Origin of the sequence: Geomicrobium sp. JSM 1781026 (assembly GCF_041949955.1) — a bacterium.
In the GTDB taxonomy this organism is placed as follows: domain Bacteria; phylum Bacillota; class Bacilli; order Bacillales; family Marinococcaceae; genus Geomicrobium_A.
The window spans coordinates 155,489-171,390 of sequence record NZ_JBHFQF010000003.1 but is presented as its reverse complement, the minus strand read 5'-3'; the positions used below and the strand labels follow the sequence as shown (position 1 = coordinate 171,390).

Here is a 15,902-nt window from a genome sequence, read left to right as displayed (position 1 = left end):
GTTAATGAATCGATTGTTTAGAGAAGCATCGAAACGCGACAGTGACCATAATCGAAGCAATCGCACCCCAAACGAGCAGTGTAACGACCTCATACGTTTTTGCTGCAGTGTGTGGTGCAGTCGCAGTGAACCACATGTGCGGATTCATGATTAGCGTCACAGGCGTATACATCCCGTAAAACAGGAAATTGGAACCGGCTGGGGCGAGCAACGGGAGTAACAAGAAGCCACCAGCGACGACCAAGACAACAAAAAAGACGGCATAACTGTTACGAATGAACACACTCGTAAAAAAGACCATTTGCACGATGATAAAGAGCACCGTGTACGTGACGATTAATGCCCCGATCAGAAACGTCAACATCGTAAGCGGCCACCACGTCAAATACGGAAGAGGTCCATCGATATTGAAATACGAGCTCACATACGTATTCCACATTCCAGAGAAGGAATAGGTGAGAAAGAAGACCGTTAAAGAAATGGCCAACACCGTTGTAATAATGAGAAAACTGCTGGCGTTCACCGCTAACCATTTCGTGAACAGCAAACGGCGACCCCGCGCAGTGCTGTATACATGCTGTGCAGTACCGTACGCGTGCTCATAATTCACACTATGAGCGGTGAGCAACGTGAGGATGATTGAAAGCCCAATTAGCGAGTAACGAAAGACGTGTTCATAAAGGCTGGCATGCGTTTGCTGCCCGAGATAAAACACGGTTTTATGTTCTTCTTGATGAAGCAGTGCTTCGTAACGCTCGCTGTATGCGGCGTACTTATTGTGCATCCACTCGGCTTGGTTTCCTTCGAGTGCGTATTGATCAATCGCTTCTTCAGCGAGCCCGGTCATCGTTATTTGTTCATACTCTTCATCGATGAGTGGTGCTTCTTCGACATAGGCATCGCGAACGGCAAGCTCAATGAGTTCCAAAGCGTACGGCTCGGTGATGTCGATGCCTTGAGCCAACTGATCGTTCGCCGAAGCAATTGATGTGTTGTGCGTTTCATTAAAAGCTGTTAACCGCTCTTCATTGTCAGCGGCAACGTCAAACATCCAATTCTCATCGAGGGCATTCCCGTGGGTCTGCACAAGCGATGTTGTGGCGTTTCTTTCGGCGGCAGACGTGTCGTACCAGGCGGAAGAAATGATGAGAACATTGAGTAGGATGAGCAGACCGGCAAGCGATAGAAGAATGGGTGAGCGCAACAATTTCCTCAGTTCATAACCGAATACACTCATTGCCGTTCATCCTGATACACTGTTAAGAACACATCCTCAAGACGTGGGGTTACCATTTCCCAGCCCGGTTCGGCACGAGAAGTTGTGTGAAAACGGGTGAGCACATGCCCTTGTTCCTGCCGTTCACCTAGGACTGCATACGTCTCCCGAAACCGGTCCATCTCTTCATGGGCGACCATTGTTTCATATACTTGTCCATGAATGCGACCGCAAAGCGTATGGATGGACTCTTTATAAAGGAGTTCCTGATCTTTAATCATCACAATTTCATTAGCGATCGATTCCACGTCAGCGACGATGTGTGTACTTAAAATAATCGTGCGCTCTTTGGCGAGTCGGGACAACAAGTTGCGAAACCGAGCACGCTCTTTCGGGTCCAGGCCGGCGGTCGGTTCATCAAGAATGAGCAATTGTGGGTCATTCAATAGCGCTTGGGCAATGCCGACCCGTTGAATCATGCCCCCCGAAAATTTCTTCATTTTTTTCTGAGCCACTTCCGTGAGTGCAACCGTCTCTAACAGTTCCTCAACTTTGAGATTCGTTTTTTTTCGGTCCAGCCCTTTTAATGCGGCAATATAGTGCAAGTAACGCGTCGGTGTATCGTTTTTGTAGTAGCCAAACTGCTGGGGCAAATAACCGATCACATCGCGATACGCCGCGCCCATCCGATAAATGTCTTTACCGTCAAAACGGATGCTACCACTCGTTGGGAACAATAATGTGGCCATCATTTTTATGAGCGTCGTTTTGCCTGCACCATTTGGCGCAAGCAGTCCATACACACCCGTATCAAATTCCAGTGAAAGCTCTTTTAGTGCAGTAAAGGAACCGTACTTCTTCGTCACATTCTCAATCGTTAACAATTAGACCTCACCCTTTTGTTTTGTATCGTCAAAAAGATCCTGAATTTGTGAATAAAAATAATAAAAGCTAGCGACGGCAAGAACGGTATACACACCTGTAGGAACCATTTGAATGATGCCTTCGAGCGGCACGCCTGGCAGCAAGTACAAGCCAACAGTCATGGCGATCCATAAAGTAGGAAACCCCCAATGCCAAAGCCATTTTTTCTGATTCGCCGTCATTAACGTCAAATAGATCGAGGCAAATAGAAACAAGCCGCTGGAGGCGACAGCTAACCCTTGTAGTACGGGGATGTGTACACCAAGTTCATTAGCGAACACAACGAACAAAATAATGCCGATGAGAGAGAAAACCGCAATGACGAGTGTACGCAAAGCAATGAGTTGCACGAGACTAAAACGCGTCGCTTGTTCAACTTCAACGCCAGGTTGCTCCATCTTTAAAGCGACGAACAGAAGCATGTGGGCATAAAAGTAAAAGGGCGTTCCCATAAACAGCAAACTAAGGGTAGGAAGGGTGTGCGTTGCGCTCGCTTCTTTCAGAAAAGCAAACAATACAGCGACGAGCGGCATGAACAATAGGAGAGATAAGACGAGAAACAGCGCTTCGCGTCGATCATAGAAAAGATGGCGAAACCCAATCATTTGATACAGCTTGAACAATCGCCGGTAAAAGCGGTCATTGTCACTCATGCCTTTTCTGACAATGGTTTGAATCTCCTCTTCATTTCTGTGCTCACTCGTCATGACCATCTACCTCCCAAGCGTTCCGAATTCGCTTAACGGTTGTATAATATTTCGTTTTAACCGTTGATTCTGGCATGTTCATTTTCTTTGCCAAGTCGATAAAACGTTCACCTTGCAGTAATTTGCCTCGCACGATCTGCTGCTCAGACTCTTGGAATGTTTGCAAAAGTTCAAGAACCCGATTCACCTCAAATGAACGAAACAACTGCTCTGTGAAATCCTCACTTTGGCGATCGTCGACGTCTATTGATCGTGTTTTCTTCGTTTGTTGATACGCTTTCGAGCGAAAATAATCAATCACCCGATGGGAAGCAATCGTATAAAGCCACGTACGAAAGCTTGCCTTTCTTTCATCAAATGAGCGGATCGATTCTAGCATATGGATAAAAATCTCTTGCGTAAGGTCTCGAGCAAGCTCCTCATCGGAAACCTTCGATTTCACATACCCGAGTAGATCCGTATAATACATCGAGACGAGCTCATTCGCCGCGTCATGATGCCCTTTTTTTCGTATTCTCTTAATGAGCTTTCTTTCACGCGACAAACTTCTCACCCTACCTTTTACTTCTCCTAATCTTATATTCGTAATCTAGCGACAAATTGTTTGCGTTATTTTAAAAAAATTTAATAGGTTGGGGGTAAGGGGGCGGGATCGGTCTATGAAATGGTGAAAACCTACAACTTGTTACAACAAGTTCCCACAGCGATTAGGTTGGAGTTTCGAGTTGACGATGTTTTCTGAAGCTGGGCATAAAAAAGGGGCGTCCTATCCCTTTTTATGTGACCATTCACCTTACAAACCGGTCATTTAATGACGCCAAATGCCTCATAAATTGCTATGTGTGACAGTTGGCGGATCTTGTGTGACAATCCAGGTGAATAATGGACCGTTTTACGAAGTGAAATGACTCAAAAACGCAAATATGTGACGATTGAAGTATTTCGCTCATATAAAGATTCCAATAGTTTGCACATAACGGTAGACAGGAGAGTGTTTGGGCTACAGATATCCGCCCGAGTTGTGCCAGCGAATAGAGGTAGCAGACAACTAATTTAGTCAAGACTTGGAATTGTAACCTTTACGTATTGGTCATGATAAGTGGTTGCTAGGGGGGCTGTGCATTGTAATAGGATACTTATTATTAAGGACCTTCATTTGGAGGGTTTTTAATATGGTCGGCAAAATCCTCTTTGTATGGGCAATTGCCTAGTAATATTTCTTGCGCTGTACTTTCGTAATCATATTCGGATACTCTAAGCTCATATTTGTCTGAATCGATGAATAGCCAACAAGCTCCTTTGGCTCGACTCTGTAAGCCAACACTACCTGCATTAATAACCTTCTTAGATAAGATGTCTCTTTCAAATTGAATGTGGGTATGACCGCAAATGATGACTTGCTGTCTTTCATCTTTTATCATCTCATAGACTTCGTTTTCTGGAGTATCAGCCCTTATTGCTTCTGTATCACTTCTAGGGGAGCCGTGGACAAAAAGATGATCTTTTTCTATGTGTGAAAATGTGAACGACCCTAACCAGTCAAGTTGTTCAGAGGATAGTTGCTCAACGCACCATTGATTTAGCTCATCGACCATAGTTTCTGCTTTTTTCGGCTTCTGGTAGTATTCAAATATCTCTCTGTCACTATTCCCCATGATAAAAGTAAACTCGTCTTTATATGAAAATAGTTTATCCATCACTTTTTTGGGCTGAGGCCCCCAAGCCAAGTCACCGCCAACAATTACTTTATCTACTTTTTCACTTTCGATGTCGACCAAAACAGCTTCTAACGCTCGATCGTTACCATGAATGTCGTATATTGCAGCAATCTTCATCTTGATCACCTTCCATACTTTTATACTCCCTATTCTTTAAAAGTACTCTCTAAAACATTGACTCTCTTCGAGAGAAAGTGATTCACAAATACGTAAACGAATAGACTCCCGATGACTAGACCGAATACGCTAGCTATAGAAAGATGAATAAACAGTGGGACCGATACGATAAATAATTGTACGTATAAGATGATCAAAACAAACTTCAAGAAAGAGGCTTTTATTTGAGCTTTTGAGATTGGATAAAGCATGGCAGTTTGTTTTAGTTGATGTTGTAAAGGGATGATTTGAGAAGCTGTCATATATACAATGAGCAGATGAAAAACCCAACCACTTGTTGGCAGTGCAAAGTTTACAACGATGCTAATGAGGGTTAGTCGCAAATAAAGGTAAAAGTAATCGTTATGTCTAACAAACAACTGTGCGTACAAATAGATGAATGTACGACTCTGACGGGTGGGAATACACTTTTGCACAATCATTGTGAGCAATCGTCTACGCCGGAAAGAATGTTTTAGACTAGGTACATCAATGAAAAAGTTAATAAATCTAAGGTTTTTTAATCGGCCACGTTCTTCTTCATCAATTTGCCACAGCCAATTCAACGTTCTTCTTTTTCTCATAAAATAAAGGATGTAGACGACATGTACACTCATGAATATCAGTACATACATCCAGTCATCTTTAAGCAGAAAATAAACCATGAAATAAAGGAGAAGAAAACGATTCAACCGATGCAACAAAAGTTGTATGCGGTTCTCTAGCCATTGTTCAATCCACTTCATTACGATGTTAAAGCCAGCAATGGCCACGATAAATAGAAGAAAGAGAAGATGTAAAGAAGTTGTATCCAAAAATAAGGATATAAAAATCGTTAAGAAAATCACCAATTTACTAACATCAATTACCCAACTATAAAGGAGTGATCGAATAAAATACGGTGTTAATCGCGATTCTAATGGCAACAAAAAGGGGATATCTGCCTTCTCAACAAATGTCCGTACTTTTGTCTGGGTTAAAATGTAAGTGACAATGAGTGACAAAATGACTTCAACAGCTAGTTCAGGAGGAAGCCACTGCACAAATAAATGAAAGAAATAAATGAGAACACTACCAATGATCAGAAAGAAATAAAAAACATTTGCTCCAATGATGGCATAGTACCGAAACATCTTTCGATAATATTCCTGAACTCTTGAACCCCATAATGTTTTTACACTCATTCATACACCTGTACCTTTAGTTAAATTTACGTAGTTTACATAAAGATACCATAAACTTCCGGTTTGCGTATTCGTGTCTTCAAGCTAGAAAACTTGTTGTACTCGTAAGAGGCGCATCTTATGATGTAATGAGGACAGTGCTTCACGCGTATTGAAAAATAATAGGGTAGACTGGAGTGCAATATATGAAAACGGAATTCAGAAATTTCGCTCACGATGATTACCAATCGGTCTGTCAATTTCTTATCAAGCTGAATGATGAGAGTCGCCAGAACATTAATTGGAATTGGGCACGCTGGGAGTGGATGTTTTTCCATCCAGAACTTGATATTGAATCATTGGATACGATTGGTTTATGGTTTGACGATGATGAAGTTGTAGGGTTAGCGACGTACGATCATTATAATGGCGAAGCCTTCTTTGCGACACTAACAGCGTACAAATCGTTGGAAGAACAACTACTGGAGTATGTGATTGCTAATTTTCAAGACAAGACAGGTCTAGGAATTGCTGTAAATGATGCAAATGAAGCTGGCATTGCTTTATTGGAAAAATACAACTTCGAAATTGCACAACAGTCCGAACAAGTATTAGCATGTGATTTAGAGAATGCTGACTTACACTATGAATTACATCCAGACTTTCAACTGCACAACTTGCAGCCAGAGAATGACTTATATGAACACCATGAAGTATTATGGGAAGGGTTTGAAAACGAAGGCCCTCTACCTCTTGACGAGAAAACGCTCAACGTGCAGAAAAGAATGCTAACGGCACCACATTTAGATTCTTCTCTTCACATCGTAGCGAAGAATCAAGCAGGTTTTGCTGCTTATTGCGGGGGCTGGTATGACAAAACAACGGACTACGCTTATATTGAACCATTATGTACAAAGCCAGCGTACCGTAAGTTAGGGTTAGGGAAAGCATTGGTTCTTGAAACGTTACATCGGTGCGGGTTGATGGGCGCTAAAAAAGCATACGTCATTTCAGACGACTCTTTTTATAAGAATATCGGCTTTGAAGAACACTCCCATTTTTCGTTTTACTGGTATAAGCCCCAAGTTTAATCCTTACAAAAATCATCCTATAGATCATTCTATAGGATGATTTTTGCTGTTTTTCTTGCTGATTTGCTGGAAATCACACCATAGAAACTAGAGATCTTACCATTGATCCATCTATGGTAAGATTTCAGCTACGATAAGGGTCCAATTGTAGAAAATCACACCATAGAACGTTGCGGGTACTCGCTGCCTTGCTTGCAAAACCCCGGGCAACGTCTAGAAATGAACACCTGGCCCAATCGGGATGCCGAGCCATGCGAACCCGAGCAAAAGAAGGGTTGAGCTAATGAGTATGAGGATGGAGTACGGTAAGGTGTACGAGATGAGAGACCCGATTCCAATTCGTTTGTCCCACTCACGGATGAAGCCGAGTATGACGATCATGTATGGTGTGAGCGGTGTGATCATGCCTGTTGCCGAGTCCCCAATTCGATAAGCCATCTGAACGACGGCAGGGTCGTAGCCGAGCTGCATGAACATCGGTACGAAGATAGGGGCTAATATGGCCCACAACCCTGAACCACTCGTAATAAGGAGCGTCATCATCGCGGACAGCAAGATGACGCCGACAATCGTGACCATGCCGGTAAGATTTACGGATATGAGAAATTCAGCACCGTTGACGGCCATCCAAAGACCGATGTTTGTCCAATCAAAAAACGCCGTGAACTGCGCGATAAAGAAGATGATGACAACAAAGTTTCGAACGCTCGCAATCGCTTCTCCTGAGTATCGCATCACATCGGCTGTTCCTGAGATTTTCTTCATGGAAAATCCGTAAGTGAGACCGACGATGATAAAGAAGACGAGTAAGAAGGATACAATTCCATCGAGAAAAGGAGAAGGGACGAGCCCGCCGTCTTCATTTTGTAACGGTGACCCTGGAAAAAGAGCGAGTGTAGTGATTATCACAACGTATAGCAGCGCCACGACGCCGGTAATTTTTAGCGCCCGTTTCTCTTCGCTTGAAACGGGTTTGATTTCTTTCGTTGTGGTGCCTTCAAATGTACCGAGGCGTGGCTCGGTTACTTTTCTCGTAATCGTACCGGCGATGAGGGTGACGATGAGTACACCAACGACCATAAAAAAGTAGTTGTCGACCGCGGTAACCATCCGGCCATCACCGAGAATGGCGACCGCTTCATTCGTAATTCCGGCAAGCATCGGCTCGTTTGATGTAATCAGTATACCGGTTCCGTAACCGCTGGATGCGCCGACGAAACCGGTAATAATACCAGCTACAGGGTGTCTGCCGAGTGTGTAATAAATCATTCCGGCGAGTGGGGGAACGATGAGAAACGCGGCATCCGATGCAACGGTTGCAAAGTTTCCTGTAAAAAAGACCATGTACGGCACGAGCCATGCAGGAACGGATAACATGAGTGTTTTGATTAAGGATTCTAACAATCCGACACGTTCAGCAAGCCCGATGCCAATCATAAGTGTTAAGACGACCCCGAGTGGCGCGAAGCCAACGAAATTGTCGACGAGCGACGTGACCATATACTCAATGCCTTCTCCAGAGAGCAGGCTGCGGATTTCTAATAATTCGCCATCTTGAGGATGAAGAACGCTCATCCCTGCCCAGTCGAGGGTGGTAGAAAGTCCGATAACTGCTGCGATAAGTATGACAAAAATCATTAGCGGTTCTGGCAATTTGTTGCCGATGCGTTCAATGGTGTTTAGAAACTTGAGTGATTTTTTACTTTTTTCAGACGTCATGAGGTGCCTCGCAATCCTTGGTGAATGGTAAATCTCGATAAATTCAGAACATAATGTCGAAAATTATATCTGCTTCTGATTTAGAATGCAACCGGTCATAGGTAATTATTTTGATGGAAATGATCGGTAGACTGGTCGATTTCGTTGCACAAGTTGCTGAATTCTTTTATCCTAGTTAGAGAATGTTGAATCAAGGGGATTGAACAATGAAAAAGCGTGCGTTTGATTGGACAGTCATGTGGATCTATCTACTCGTCGCTGCTGTGCTCATCGTTGTACTGAGAGTACTTGGGTACGATCTGCCGTGGTATGCGCTCATTATTATGTTTGTCGTTCTCTCATTTGCGATTGATATTTTTGTGAATATGGTAAGAAGAGATCGGGCGAAGCAGCAAGCCAATGATAAACAACAATAGAAGACCGATCGAGCCTACACACGTAGGCTCGATCGGTCTTTGTTATCGATACGTGCCGTGAAGGATCCACGGAGAAGGGAGGTCAAACGGATGATCACTAGGCAGTGTGCGGGCCATCTCTTTTGTGAGGTCCAACCAAACATACGTCAAGTCACCCGTTTCTTTCGTCTGTTCCTCAAATAGTGTGGTGACGGTTTCCCACAACCCGGGCTGATCGGCGGCATCTGGCCACGGATACGCAAGATGCACATAATGGTATTTCTTTTGATCTTTCTTCGCAACGAAAAAGCGATCTTCAGTTGCGTTCTGAAAAAAGCGCCAGTTTGCTACGTCGTCTTCTGAAAATAATGATGGGGTTGCCGGAAACGGATAGTAGCATTCATACGGGAAGACGTTGCCTGAAGACGTGTACGCTTTCTCTAACCATCGGAGTTTTTCAGTTTTGTCGGTGATTTCTGACCACCGCTCACTTCCGTTTGTTAGGCGCTCAGGATGTTGCGTCGTCGCTCCGTGCAGTGTGGCTGTCGGTGTGAGGCCTAGCTTCGTTAACACTCGCCGGGCGGACGTATTGTGTTCTTGGGTGTTTGCCCCAACCCATTGTATTTCTGGAATGGAAAAGGCTTTGTCAATGACGGTTTCCATCAGCTTTGTGGACAGGTTCTGCCCGCGGTAGCGGGTGTCGGTTCGCAAGCGTCCGAGCATGGCATACGTGTTCTGGAAAATGGTGAAGCCACCGATGGTGACGAGTTGTTCTTCGATAAACAATCCGTATAAATAGCTATTTCCTGTTACGAGCCGGTCAAAAATATGTAAGATGTAATCGTCTTCGATGCCTGTATGCATTCGCGCAAATACTGAGCGATCTTCTGCGTGTAACTGTCGAATCATCTCAAGCCTCCACTTTCTAAAACGCGTTTTAGTGCCATTGTAGCATGCACGCATAAGAAAATCCGCTCACAAGAGTGATGAGCGGATGGAAATTATACATTAATCAAGTAACGTCTCTGGGAATACGGATAAATCGATGCCCCACACGAGTGGAACGAGGAAGTAGACACCAAGAACGATGACAATTGTAGCTACGATATTTAATGCAAAACCGGTTTTCACCATTTCAATGATTCGAAGTTTCCCAGTACCGAACATAATGGCGTTTGGCGGTGTACCGACTGGTAACATGAACGCCATGTTGGCAGCCATTGCACAAGGAATCATGAGCGCAAATGGGTGAACGTCGAGGGCAACAGCAAGTGCTGCTACTACTGGCAAAATCATCGTTGCAGTTGCAGTGTTTGACGTAATCTCTGTCATCATCATGATGAGTAGTGTTGCAGATGCAATAATAATAAACAAGTGGAATCCGTCAAGAACAGTTAATTGCTCCCCTAACCAATCGGACAATCCAGATGAGGTAAACCCTTGTGCGATGGCAAGACCACCACCGAACAGGAGGAGGACTCCCCAAGGAATATCGCGAGAATCGGCCCAAGTTAGAATTCTTCCTCCTTGAGCACGAACGGCTGGGATGGAGAAAAGAAGTACAGCGGCAAGAACAGCGATCAGTCCATCCGAGATGCCAGGAATTTCGACGATGAGTGCATCATCGCCTGACCAGAAGAATCCACGGGTAATCCAGAGGAAGGCGGCGAGTAAAAACACCATTCCGACCATCCACTCTTCATAGGTCGTTTTCCCGAGTTTATGACGCTCTTCTTGTATCACTTCTCTACCGCCAGGTAAGTGCTTAATGCTCGTTCTAAAGGCCATACGACCGAGGTACAGCCAAGCAACCGCTAACATAATAATAACGAGCGGCACCCCGAACAGCATCCACGTAGCGAATGAGATTTCAATTCCGAAGATTTCCTGCATTTGACCGGCAAGAATAATGTTAGGAGGCGTACCAATTAACGTACCGACCCCGCCGATCGTACCGGCATAACCGATAGCAAAGATAAGGGATTTCTCGAACTTTGGAAAATCTTTTTCTTCAGGTTTGCCTTTCAGTGCAGAAGCGACTTGGGCTGTAATCGCAAGCCCCATAGGGATCATCATCATAACCGCTGCCGTGTTGGATACCCACATCGAGATAAAACCAGTAGCTAACATAAACCCGAGCAATATACGCTGGGTACTCGTGCCGATGACTGAGATGATAAATAAAGCCATCCGCTTATGCAAGTTCCACTTTTCCATTGCAGTCGCAATGAAGAAACCGCCTAGAAATAAGAAAATAATATCATCGCCATAAGCAGAAGCGACGTCCCCGCCTTCCATTGCCCCTGTAGTAGGTAGCAAAATTAAGGGAAGTAGAGATGTTGCCGGAATCGGTAAGGCTTCAGTGACCCACCATGTCGCAATCCAAAGCGTAACCGCAAGTACAGCAACGCCGTCTGGTCCAAGCCCTGGAGGATCGAAGAATAAATAAATGAGTAGAAAGAGTGTCGGACCGAGCAATAACCCAATAAGCTGTGCACGAGAGTACGGTTTGTTCGGCTTTTGGTCGTCCCCGTTATCGTCATTCCCAGGTGCATTCGCGGTGTTGTCGGGCGAATCCTGTTCTCGTTTCTTCGCCGCCTTATCGACATCTTTTTTATAAGAAAAAATATTTAGAAGATCTTTTGTTCGGTGGTGTTGCTTCCATAAGTTTTGCCAAGTTGTCTGAAATGTAGCTTTCATTGAATATTACCTCCCTTGAAAACGCTTACGCACATTTTCCACAATTTCTTGACAAATTTCTACCTTTTTTAATTAAACGAAAGCAAAAGAAAAAACAGCCTGAAAGAAGGCTGTTACGTTTGCAGTAGTTGTTTTCCTTGTGAAGACAATAAATAATGTTGCACCGGACGACCGGACGGCTGATAGGTGAGGTCTTTTTCCAGCCACTTTTTTTCAACGAAAAAGCGCAAGTACTTGCGCAATGATACGTGAGAAATGTTCGTCATCGTACTCAGTTCTGCGGCAGTGTACCATTCGTTATTGTGATGAAAGGCGTGCAAAATGCGAAGCGCTGTTTCTTTCGTAATCCCTTTTGGCAAGTCGCCGTCCAAATCATAATCTGAGTTGTGAAGTCGGCGGTCCAGTTCATGTTGGCTGTAGAGCGTCGGTTGGTCGCTCACGAGACGTTGATAGCGAAACATCGCTTCATGAAACCGTTGAAAGGTGAACGGTTTGACTAGGTAATCAACGACCCCAAGACGTTCCCCGATACGGACGGTTTCATGATCGTTCGCTGATGTGACGAGAATCACATCTACGTCAATGTCAAGGTTGCGGATGTGGCGCAGCAATTCCAAACCGTTCTCTTTTTCCAAGTACACATCCAAAAGCAACACATCCATCTCCGTGTTTGTGACGAGTGATTTTCCTTCGGAAAGTGTCGTTGCCGACCCCGCCCATTGAAAGCCTTCGAGCATCTCTACATATTTTTGGTGAAACTTAGTGACGAGTGGTTCATCTTCCACCGTCCCGACAATAATCATCGGTGGTCCTCCTTTACTTCAGCGGGCATTGTGATCGTTAATGTCGTTCCTTCTCCCTTTGAGGAGGTAAACGCATACGTTCCGCCTGCTTGTTCCACAGCTCTGGTCATGATCGTAAGACCAAACCCACGATGAGCGCCGTTCGTTGAAACCCCAGACTTAAGCAAGTCCGGTAGTTGGGAAGTGTCAAAGCCTTTTCCATTATCTTGTACCTCGAAAACAAGTTGATCGTTACTGGCGGCAAAAGAGAGCGTCATCCGTTTTTGTTCTTGACCAATCATCGCTTCATACGCATTGTTTAACGCGTTGCCAATGATCGTAATCCACCGATCAATATGCCTCGGCTCTGTCAAAATTGGCCAGCCGCCATTGCCAGAGAGCGTCACGTTCACATCCGCTTTTTCTAAGCGGTCGATCTGATTTGCAACATATCCGGCAAGCGTGATGTCTTTAACATACGTTGCAATTTCGTTGATACCAGCGTTGTATTGGTCAGATAAGTAATCAACATATTCCCGTAGCTCTTCAAAAGACTTCGTATGCACCATCGCTCCGATTACATGAAGTTTGTTCATAAATTCATGCGTTTGGAAACGTAAAGCTTGTGCATAATGCTCGACCCCTGACAACCGTTCTAGCGCCTTGTCCAATTCATTCCGATTTCGAAACGTCACGAGCGCACCAACCGTATCGTTACCGACCTTTACCGGAATTCTGTTCGTAATCATTTGCGTATCTTGGAACACTTGCAAGTCATCGAGCACTTTCCGGTCGTGCCAAAGTGGTTCTGAAATCGGGAACTTCGGCCACACGTCGTTCAACGGCTTACCGACGTGATCTTTTTCAAGTGCATGTATTGCCGCCTCGTTCATCACGATGATCGTTCCTTCATTATCGGTTGCGATCACCCCTTCTTGCACACTTTCAAGCATTGCTTCACGCTCTTTCAGGCGTTGAGCGATGGCTTCGGGCTCGAGGTTATGTAACGTGCGTTTGAGACGCAAAGCAAGAAGGTATGCGCCAGCAGCACCAATGAGCATGCTCACCCCTGTCGCAATAAACACGATCTGTTGACTTTGGAAAATCGAATCTTCAATACGCTGAGTGGAGATGCCAACAGAAATCGCACCGATCTGATTCTCCTCATTCATCACCGGGTGAAACGCACGCATCGACGGGCCGAGTGTGCCGACTTCTTCTGATGTATACCGATCGCCATTCGCAAGTACTGCGTGAACATCATCGCCGACAAATCGTTCCCCGACTTGTTCAGCCGTTGGGTGAGTCAGCCGAATTCCGTCCATATCCATAATAACGATATAAAGCAAATCATTGTCCTCGCGTAAACGTGCTGCAATTTCACTTAACTCGGCATTTGGCTCGTCAGAGACGAGGGCAGAAATGACGAGCGGATTCACGGCAAGGTGCGTCGCGCTGAGCATCGCTTGTTGCTCGAGCGACTCCCGCGTCTGATTCGCTTGCGACTGGGCAATCAATAATCCCGCCAACAGCAAAGTTACGAGCAGCAACAACGAAGTAATCAGCATCATTCGATACTGAAAACGCCATTTCGTTGGATTCATACGTTGCCCCCTCCCTGCACAACTTCATAACGTCTATTATAGGGAAATTAAGCGGCGTGTGCCATCTTGGAATTGGAAAATGCAGGAGCTGTGGATGTTTCTTGAAGGGTGTGAATAATGCTTTCATGCGCGAAGTCACTGAAAAAGCAGCATCCCAATCTCTAGTTTCATGTTAATGCGATACATCGGCTCCGACCTATGTGGGGATTCGAACAACATGGCGTGCTGCAATCGGTAAGAATCCCCTCATATAACCTTCTATGAGGGGATTTAACCTTTCAATGTGGGGATTCCTGTAAAAAATGGTGCCTGATTGAAGAAAATCCCCTCATAAAGTGGTCTATGTGGGATTTTCTATTTTTCCCCTTTTTTTATTGATCTGGGAATGCGCGGCTGGCGGGCTAACCGGTGTATATAAGGAGTTGTGGCGACGGGTAGGGGGACTGTGCCCAAGTTCGTCGGCATATACCGATCTTAGGGGGCGTAATTGCTAGCTTGGAACAGAATCTGTAAACCGTAGAGCTGTTTCGGTGCGCCAGCGAGCGCCTCGCCGTAACGAGAACGACCCTGACCTGCCCGCCAGCAATTGCAGGGTCGCTAACTCCAACTTTACGGGTAGGTTCAATTGCACACAACCGTTTCAGAAGTCACTAAAAAAAAGCGAATTGCTCTTTTACCATAGAAATGAATAAGGCCTCAGTTACTCGTTAACGCAAACGAGCGGTACCGATGCATGTGAAATTTTCGATAGCCATGTTAACCGCAATGCTAAGATTCTTTAAGGTTTAATAGCATATTTGACTGATATCGCACCATTGGTCATTCTATAGTAAGGTTTCTAGTTTCTATGTTGCGATTTTCATTAGCCTCTTCTCGGTGCATAGAAAGAGTTTAGTATGTTTTAGTTAGAATTATATGATAATATAAAATATAAGTAATAAATCGTACGAATTTAGGGGTGGTGTCAATGACAAAAAAATGCACATGGTTATGGATTGGCCTGATACTCATCTTGGCCGGCTGCCAGCAATCGATTTTCAAACATGCCGAAAGCGATACGTGGGAAATCGAATTCGAAGCCGTTCAAGCACATGAAAGCCAAGAAACCGCCTTTTACACATTTCACTACTTGCCCGATAATTACGATGAAGTAGAAAGTATTGATATTCTTACAGACTACAGTTTTGAAATACTCGGAACCACTTTCGATTCTGGAAGCTCAGCGATTACAACCGAAGCCGGTTGTACTGGCTGTGCATTAACAGATGAAGATCGCACCATTGAAGTGACGATGATTTGGACGATGGAAGAAGGCGAACAATTTGAAGAAGTGCTGGAGCTGGAGTAGGGGGTTAGAAACTGCGCGCGAGTTAGTAGATGTTGTGCTCTAGTTGGCGAAAAATCGGCAAAAAGATGGACTTTTTAAGCAAACTAGCGCGCAGATTGCCTCATCTGGAGCACATATTTACATATTGCTAAGCGACCGAAAAAAATCCCACCTGATCGCACGAGTGCTTCCTAGGGAGATTCTATCCTCCAAGCCGTTACCTTAACGCTTGATCGAGCTCATCCATAATATCAGTCGGATGCTTAACGCCGATCGACAAGCGAATGAGGTTAGCAGGAATGCCGGCTAGCTCCAGGTCTTCCTCGCCTTGTTGCTGGTGTGTGGAAATGGTTTGAAAACCACTCAATTCGCAACATGATGCATTTTGAAAGAGAAGTCT

General features: G+C 44.8%; 15 protein-coding genes. 3 read left to right on the top strand and 12 right to left on the bottom strand.

Annotated features, from left to right (window positions below):
• Position 1: 1 nt before the first annotated feature.
• The 6 genes from ACE1TF_RS06145 to ACE1TF_RS06120 all read right to left on the bottom strand — a co-directional run bounded on the left by ACE1TF_RS06145 (position 2) and on the right by ACE1TF_RS06120 (position 5,905).
• The gene (locus tag ACE1TF_RS06145) at positions 2-1,237 is read right to left on the bottom strand and encodes an ABC-2 family transporter permease (RefSeq protein ID WP_375015201.1); all 1,236 of its coding nucleotides are present in this window, start codon (positions 1,235-1,237) and stop codon (positions 2-4) included.
• Positions 1,234-2,100, bottom strand: coding sequence for an ABC transporter ATP-binding protein (locus ACE1TF_RS06140; protein WP_375015199.1), 867 nt, complete (start codon positions 2,098-2,100; stop codon positions 1,234-1,236). The genes ACE1TF_RS06145 and ACE1TF_RS06140 overlap by 4 nt, the downstream gene beginning before the upstream one ends.
• The gene (locus ACE1TF_RS06135) at positions 2,101-2,847 is read right to left on the bottom strand and encodes a hypothetical protein (RefSeq protein ID WP_375015197.1); all 747 of its coding nucleotides are present in this window, start codon (positions 2,845-2,847) and stop codon (positions 2,101-2,103) included.
• Positions 2,837-3,391: an RNA polymerase sigma factor gene (locus ACE1TF_RS06130; protein WP_375015195.1), complete on the bottom strand. Its 555-nt coding sequence runs from the start codon at positions 3,389-3,391 to the stop codon at positions 2,837-2,839. The genes ACE1TF_RS06135 and ACE1TF_RS06130 overlap by 11 nt, the downstream gene beginning before the upstream one ends.
• Positions 3,392-3,989: 598 nt before the next feature.
• Positions 3,990-4,682, bottom strand: coding sequence for a metallophosphoesterase family protein (locus ACE1TF_RS06125; RefSeq protein WP_375015193.1), 693 nt, complete (start codon positions 4,680-4,682; stop codon positions 3,990-3,992).
• 29 nt (positions 4,683-4,711) lie between these two features.
• Positions 4,712-5,905 carry an ABC transporter permease gene (locus tag ACE1TF_RS06120; protein WP_375015191.1) on the bottom strand — a complete coding sequence of 398 codons (1,194 nt, stop codon included), beginning with the start codon at positions 5,903-5,905 and terminating at the stop codon, positions 4,712-4,714.
• A gap of 185 nt (positions 5,906-6,090) precedes the next feature.
• On the opposite strand from ACE1TF_RS06120, the gene ACE1TF_RS06115 reads away from it, so the two are divergent.
• On the top strand, positions 6,091-6,975 hold the full coding sequence (locus ACE1TF_RS06115; protein WP_375015189.1) for a GNAT family N-acetyltransferase: 885 nt from the start codon (positions 6,091-6,093) through the stop codon (positions 6,973-6,975).
• Positions 6,976-7,188: 213 nt separating this feature from the next.
• On the opposite strand, the gene ACE1TF_RS06110 is transcribed toward ACE1TF_RS06115, so the two are convergent.
• Positions 7,189-8,694, bottom strand: coding sequence for an AbgT family transporter (locus ACE1TF_RS06110; RefSeq protein ID WP_375015186.1), 1,506 nt, complete (start codon positions 8,692-8,694; stop codon positions 7,189-7,191).
• Between the two features lie 206 nt (positions 8,695-8,900).
• On the opposite strand from ACE1TF_RS06110, the gene ACE1TF_RS06105 reads away from it, so the two are divergent.
• Entirely contained in the window at positions 8,901-9,110 is a 210-nt protein-coding gene (locus ACE1TF_RS06105) for a hypothetical protein (protein ID WP_042397316.1), read from the top strand.
• Between the two features lie 42 nt (positions 9,111-9,152).
• Here ACE1TF_RS06105 and ACE1TF_RS06100 read toward each other — a convergent pair whose 3' ends face one another.
• The 4 genes from ACE1TF_RS06100 to ACE1TF_RS06085 form a co-directional block, all read right to left on the bottom strand.
• Positions 9,153-9,998 carry a GNAT family N-acetyltransferase gene (locus tag ACE1TF_RS06100; RefSeq protein ID WP_375015184.1) on the bottom strand — a complete coding sequence of 282 codons (846 nt, stop codon included), beginning with the start codon at positions 9,996-9,998 and terminating at the stop codon, positions 9,153-9,155.
• A 99-nt stretch (positions 9,999-10,097) separates the two neighbouring features.
• The gene (locus tag ACE1TF_RS06095) at positions 10,098-11,789 is read right to left on the bottom strand and encodes an SLC13 family permease (protein WP_042397319.1); all 1,692 of its coding nucleotides are present in this window, start codon (positions 11,787-11,789) and stop codon (positions 10,098-10,100) included.
• A 113-nt stretch (positions 11,790-11,902) separates the two neighbouring features.
• Positions 11,903-12,592, bottom strand: coding sequence for a response regulator (locus tag ACE1TF_RS06090; protein ID WP_042397322.1), 690 nt, complete (start codon positions 12,590-12,592; stop codon positions 11,903-11,905).
• A complete protein-coding gene (locus ACE1TF_RS06085; RefSeq protein WP_375015181.1) occupies positions 12,589-14,175 on the bottom strand; it encodes an ATP-binding protein in 1,587 nt (528 codons plus the stop codon). Before ACE1TF_RS06085 ends, ACE1TF_RS06090 begins: the two co-directional genes overlap by 4 nt.
• Before the next feature lie 967 nt (positions 14,176-15,142).
• Between ACE1TF_RS06085 and ACE1TF_RS06080 the strand changes: the two genes are divergently transcribed.
• On the top strand, positions 15,143-15,523 hold the full coding sequence (locus ACE1TF_RS06080; RefSeq protein WP_042430691.1) for a hypothetical protein: 381 nt from the start codon (positions 15,143-15,145) through the stop codon (positions 15,521-15,523).
• Between the two features lie 196 nt (positions 15,524-15,719).
• Here the strand turns inward: ACE1TF_RS06080 and ACE1TF_RS06075 are convergent, their stop codons facing one another.
• On the bottom strand, positions 15,720-15,869 hold the full coding sequence (locus tag ACE1TF_RS06075; RefSeq protein ID WP_152550297.1) for a PLP-dependent transferase: 150 nt from the start codon (positions 15,867-15,869) through the stop codon (positions 15,720-15,722).
• Between the last annotated feature and the right edge of the window lie 33 nt (positions 15,870-15,902).

Bases quoted from the DNA above. Each gene is read 5' to 3' on its own strand.
- ACE1TF_RS06145 (WP_375015201.1), bottom strand. From the start codon at position 1,237: ATGAGTGTATTCGGTTATGAACTGAGGAAATTGTTGCGCTCACCCATT.
- ACE1TF_RS06135 (WP_375015197.1), bottom strand. From the start codon at position 2,847: ATGACGAGTGAGCACAGAAATGAAGAGGAGATTCAAACCATTGTCAGA.
- ACE1TF_RS06125 (WP_375015193.1), bottom strand. From the start codon at position 4,682: ATGAAGATTGCTGCAATATACGACATTCATGGTAACGATCGAGCGTTA.
- ACE1TF_RS06120 (WP_375015191.1), bottom strand. From the start codon at position 5,905: ATGAGTGTAAAAACATTATGGGGTTCAAGAGTTCAGGAATATTATCGA.
- ACE1TF_RS06115 (WP_375015189.1), top strand. From the start codon at position 6,091: ATGAAAACGGAATTCAGAAATTTCGCTCACGATGATTACCAATCGGTC.
- ACE1TF_RS06110 (WP_375015186.1), bottom strand. From the start codon at position 8,694: ATGACGTCTGAAAAAAGTAAAAAATCACTCAAGTTTCTAAACACCATT.
- ACE1TF_RS06105 (WP_042397316.1), top strand. From the start codon at position 8,901: ATGAAAAAGCGTGCGTTTGATTGGACAGTCATGTGGATCTATCTACTC.
- ACE1TF_RS06100 (WP_375015184.1), bottom strand. From the start codon at position 9,998: ATGATTCGACAGTTACACGCAGAAGATCGCTCAGTATTTGCGCGAATG.
- ACE1TF_RS06095 (WP_042397319.1), bottom strand. From the start codon at position 11,789: ATGAAAGCTACATTTCAGACAACTTGGCAAAACTTATGGAAGCAACAC.
- ACE1TF_RS06090 (WP_042397322.1), bottom strand. From the start codon at position 12,592: ATGATTATTGTCGGGACGGTGGAAGATGAACCACTCGTCACTAAGTTT.
- ACE1TF_RS06085 (WP_375015181.1), bottom strand. From the start codon at position 14,175: ATGAATCCAACGAAATGGCGTTTTCAGTATCGAATGATGCTGATTACT.
- ACE1TF_RS06080 (WP_042430691.1), top strand. From the start codon at position 15,143: ATGACAAAAAAATGCACATGGTTATGGATTGGCCTGATACTCATCTTG.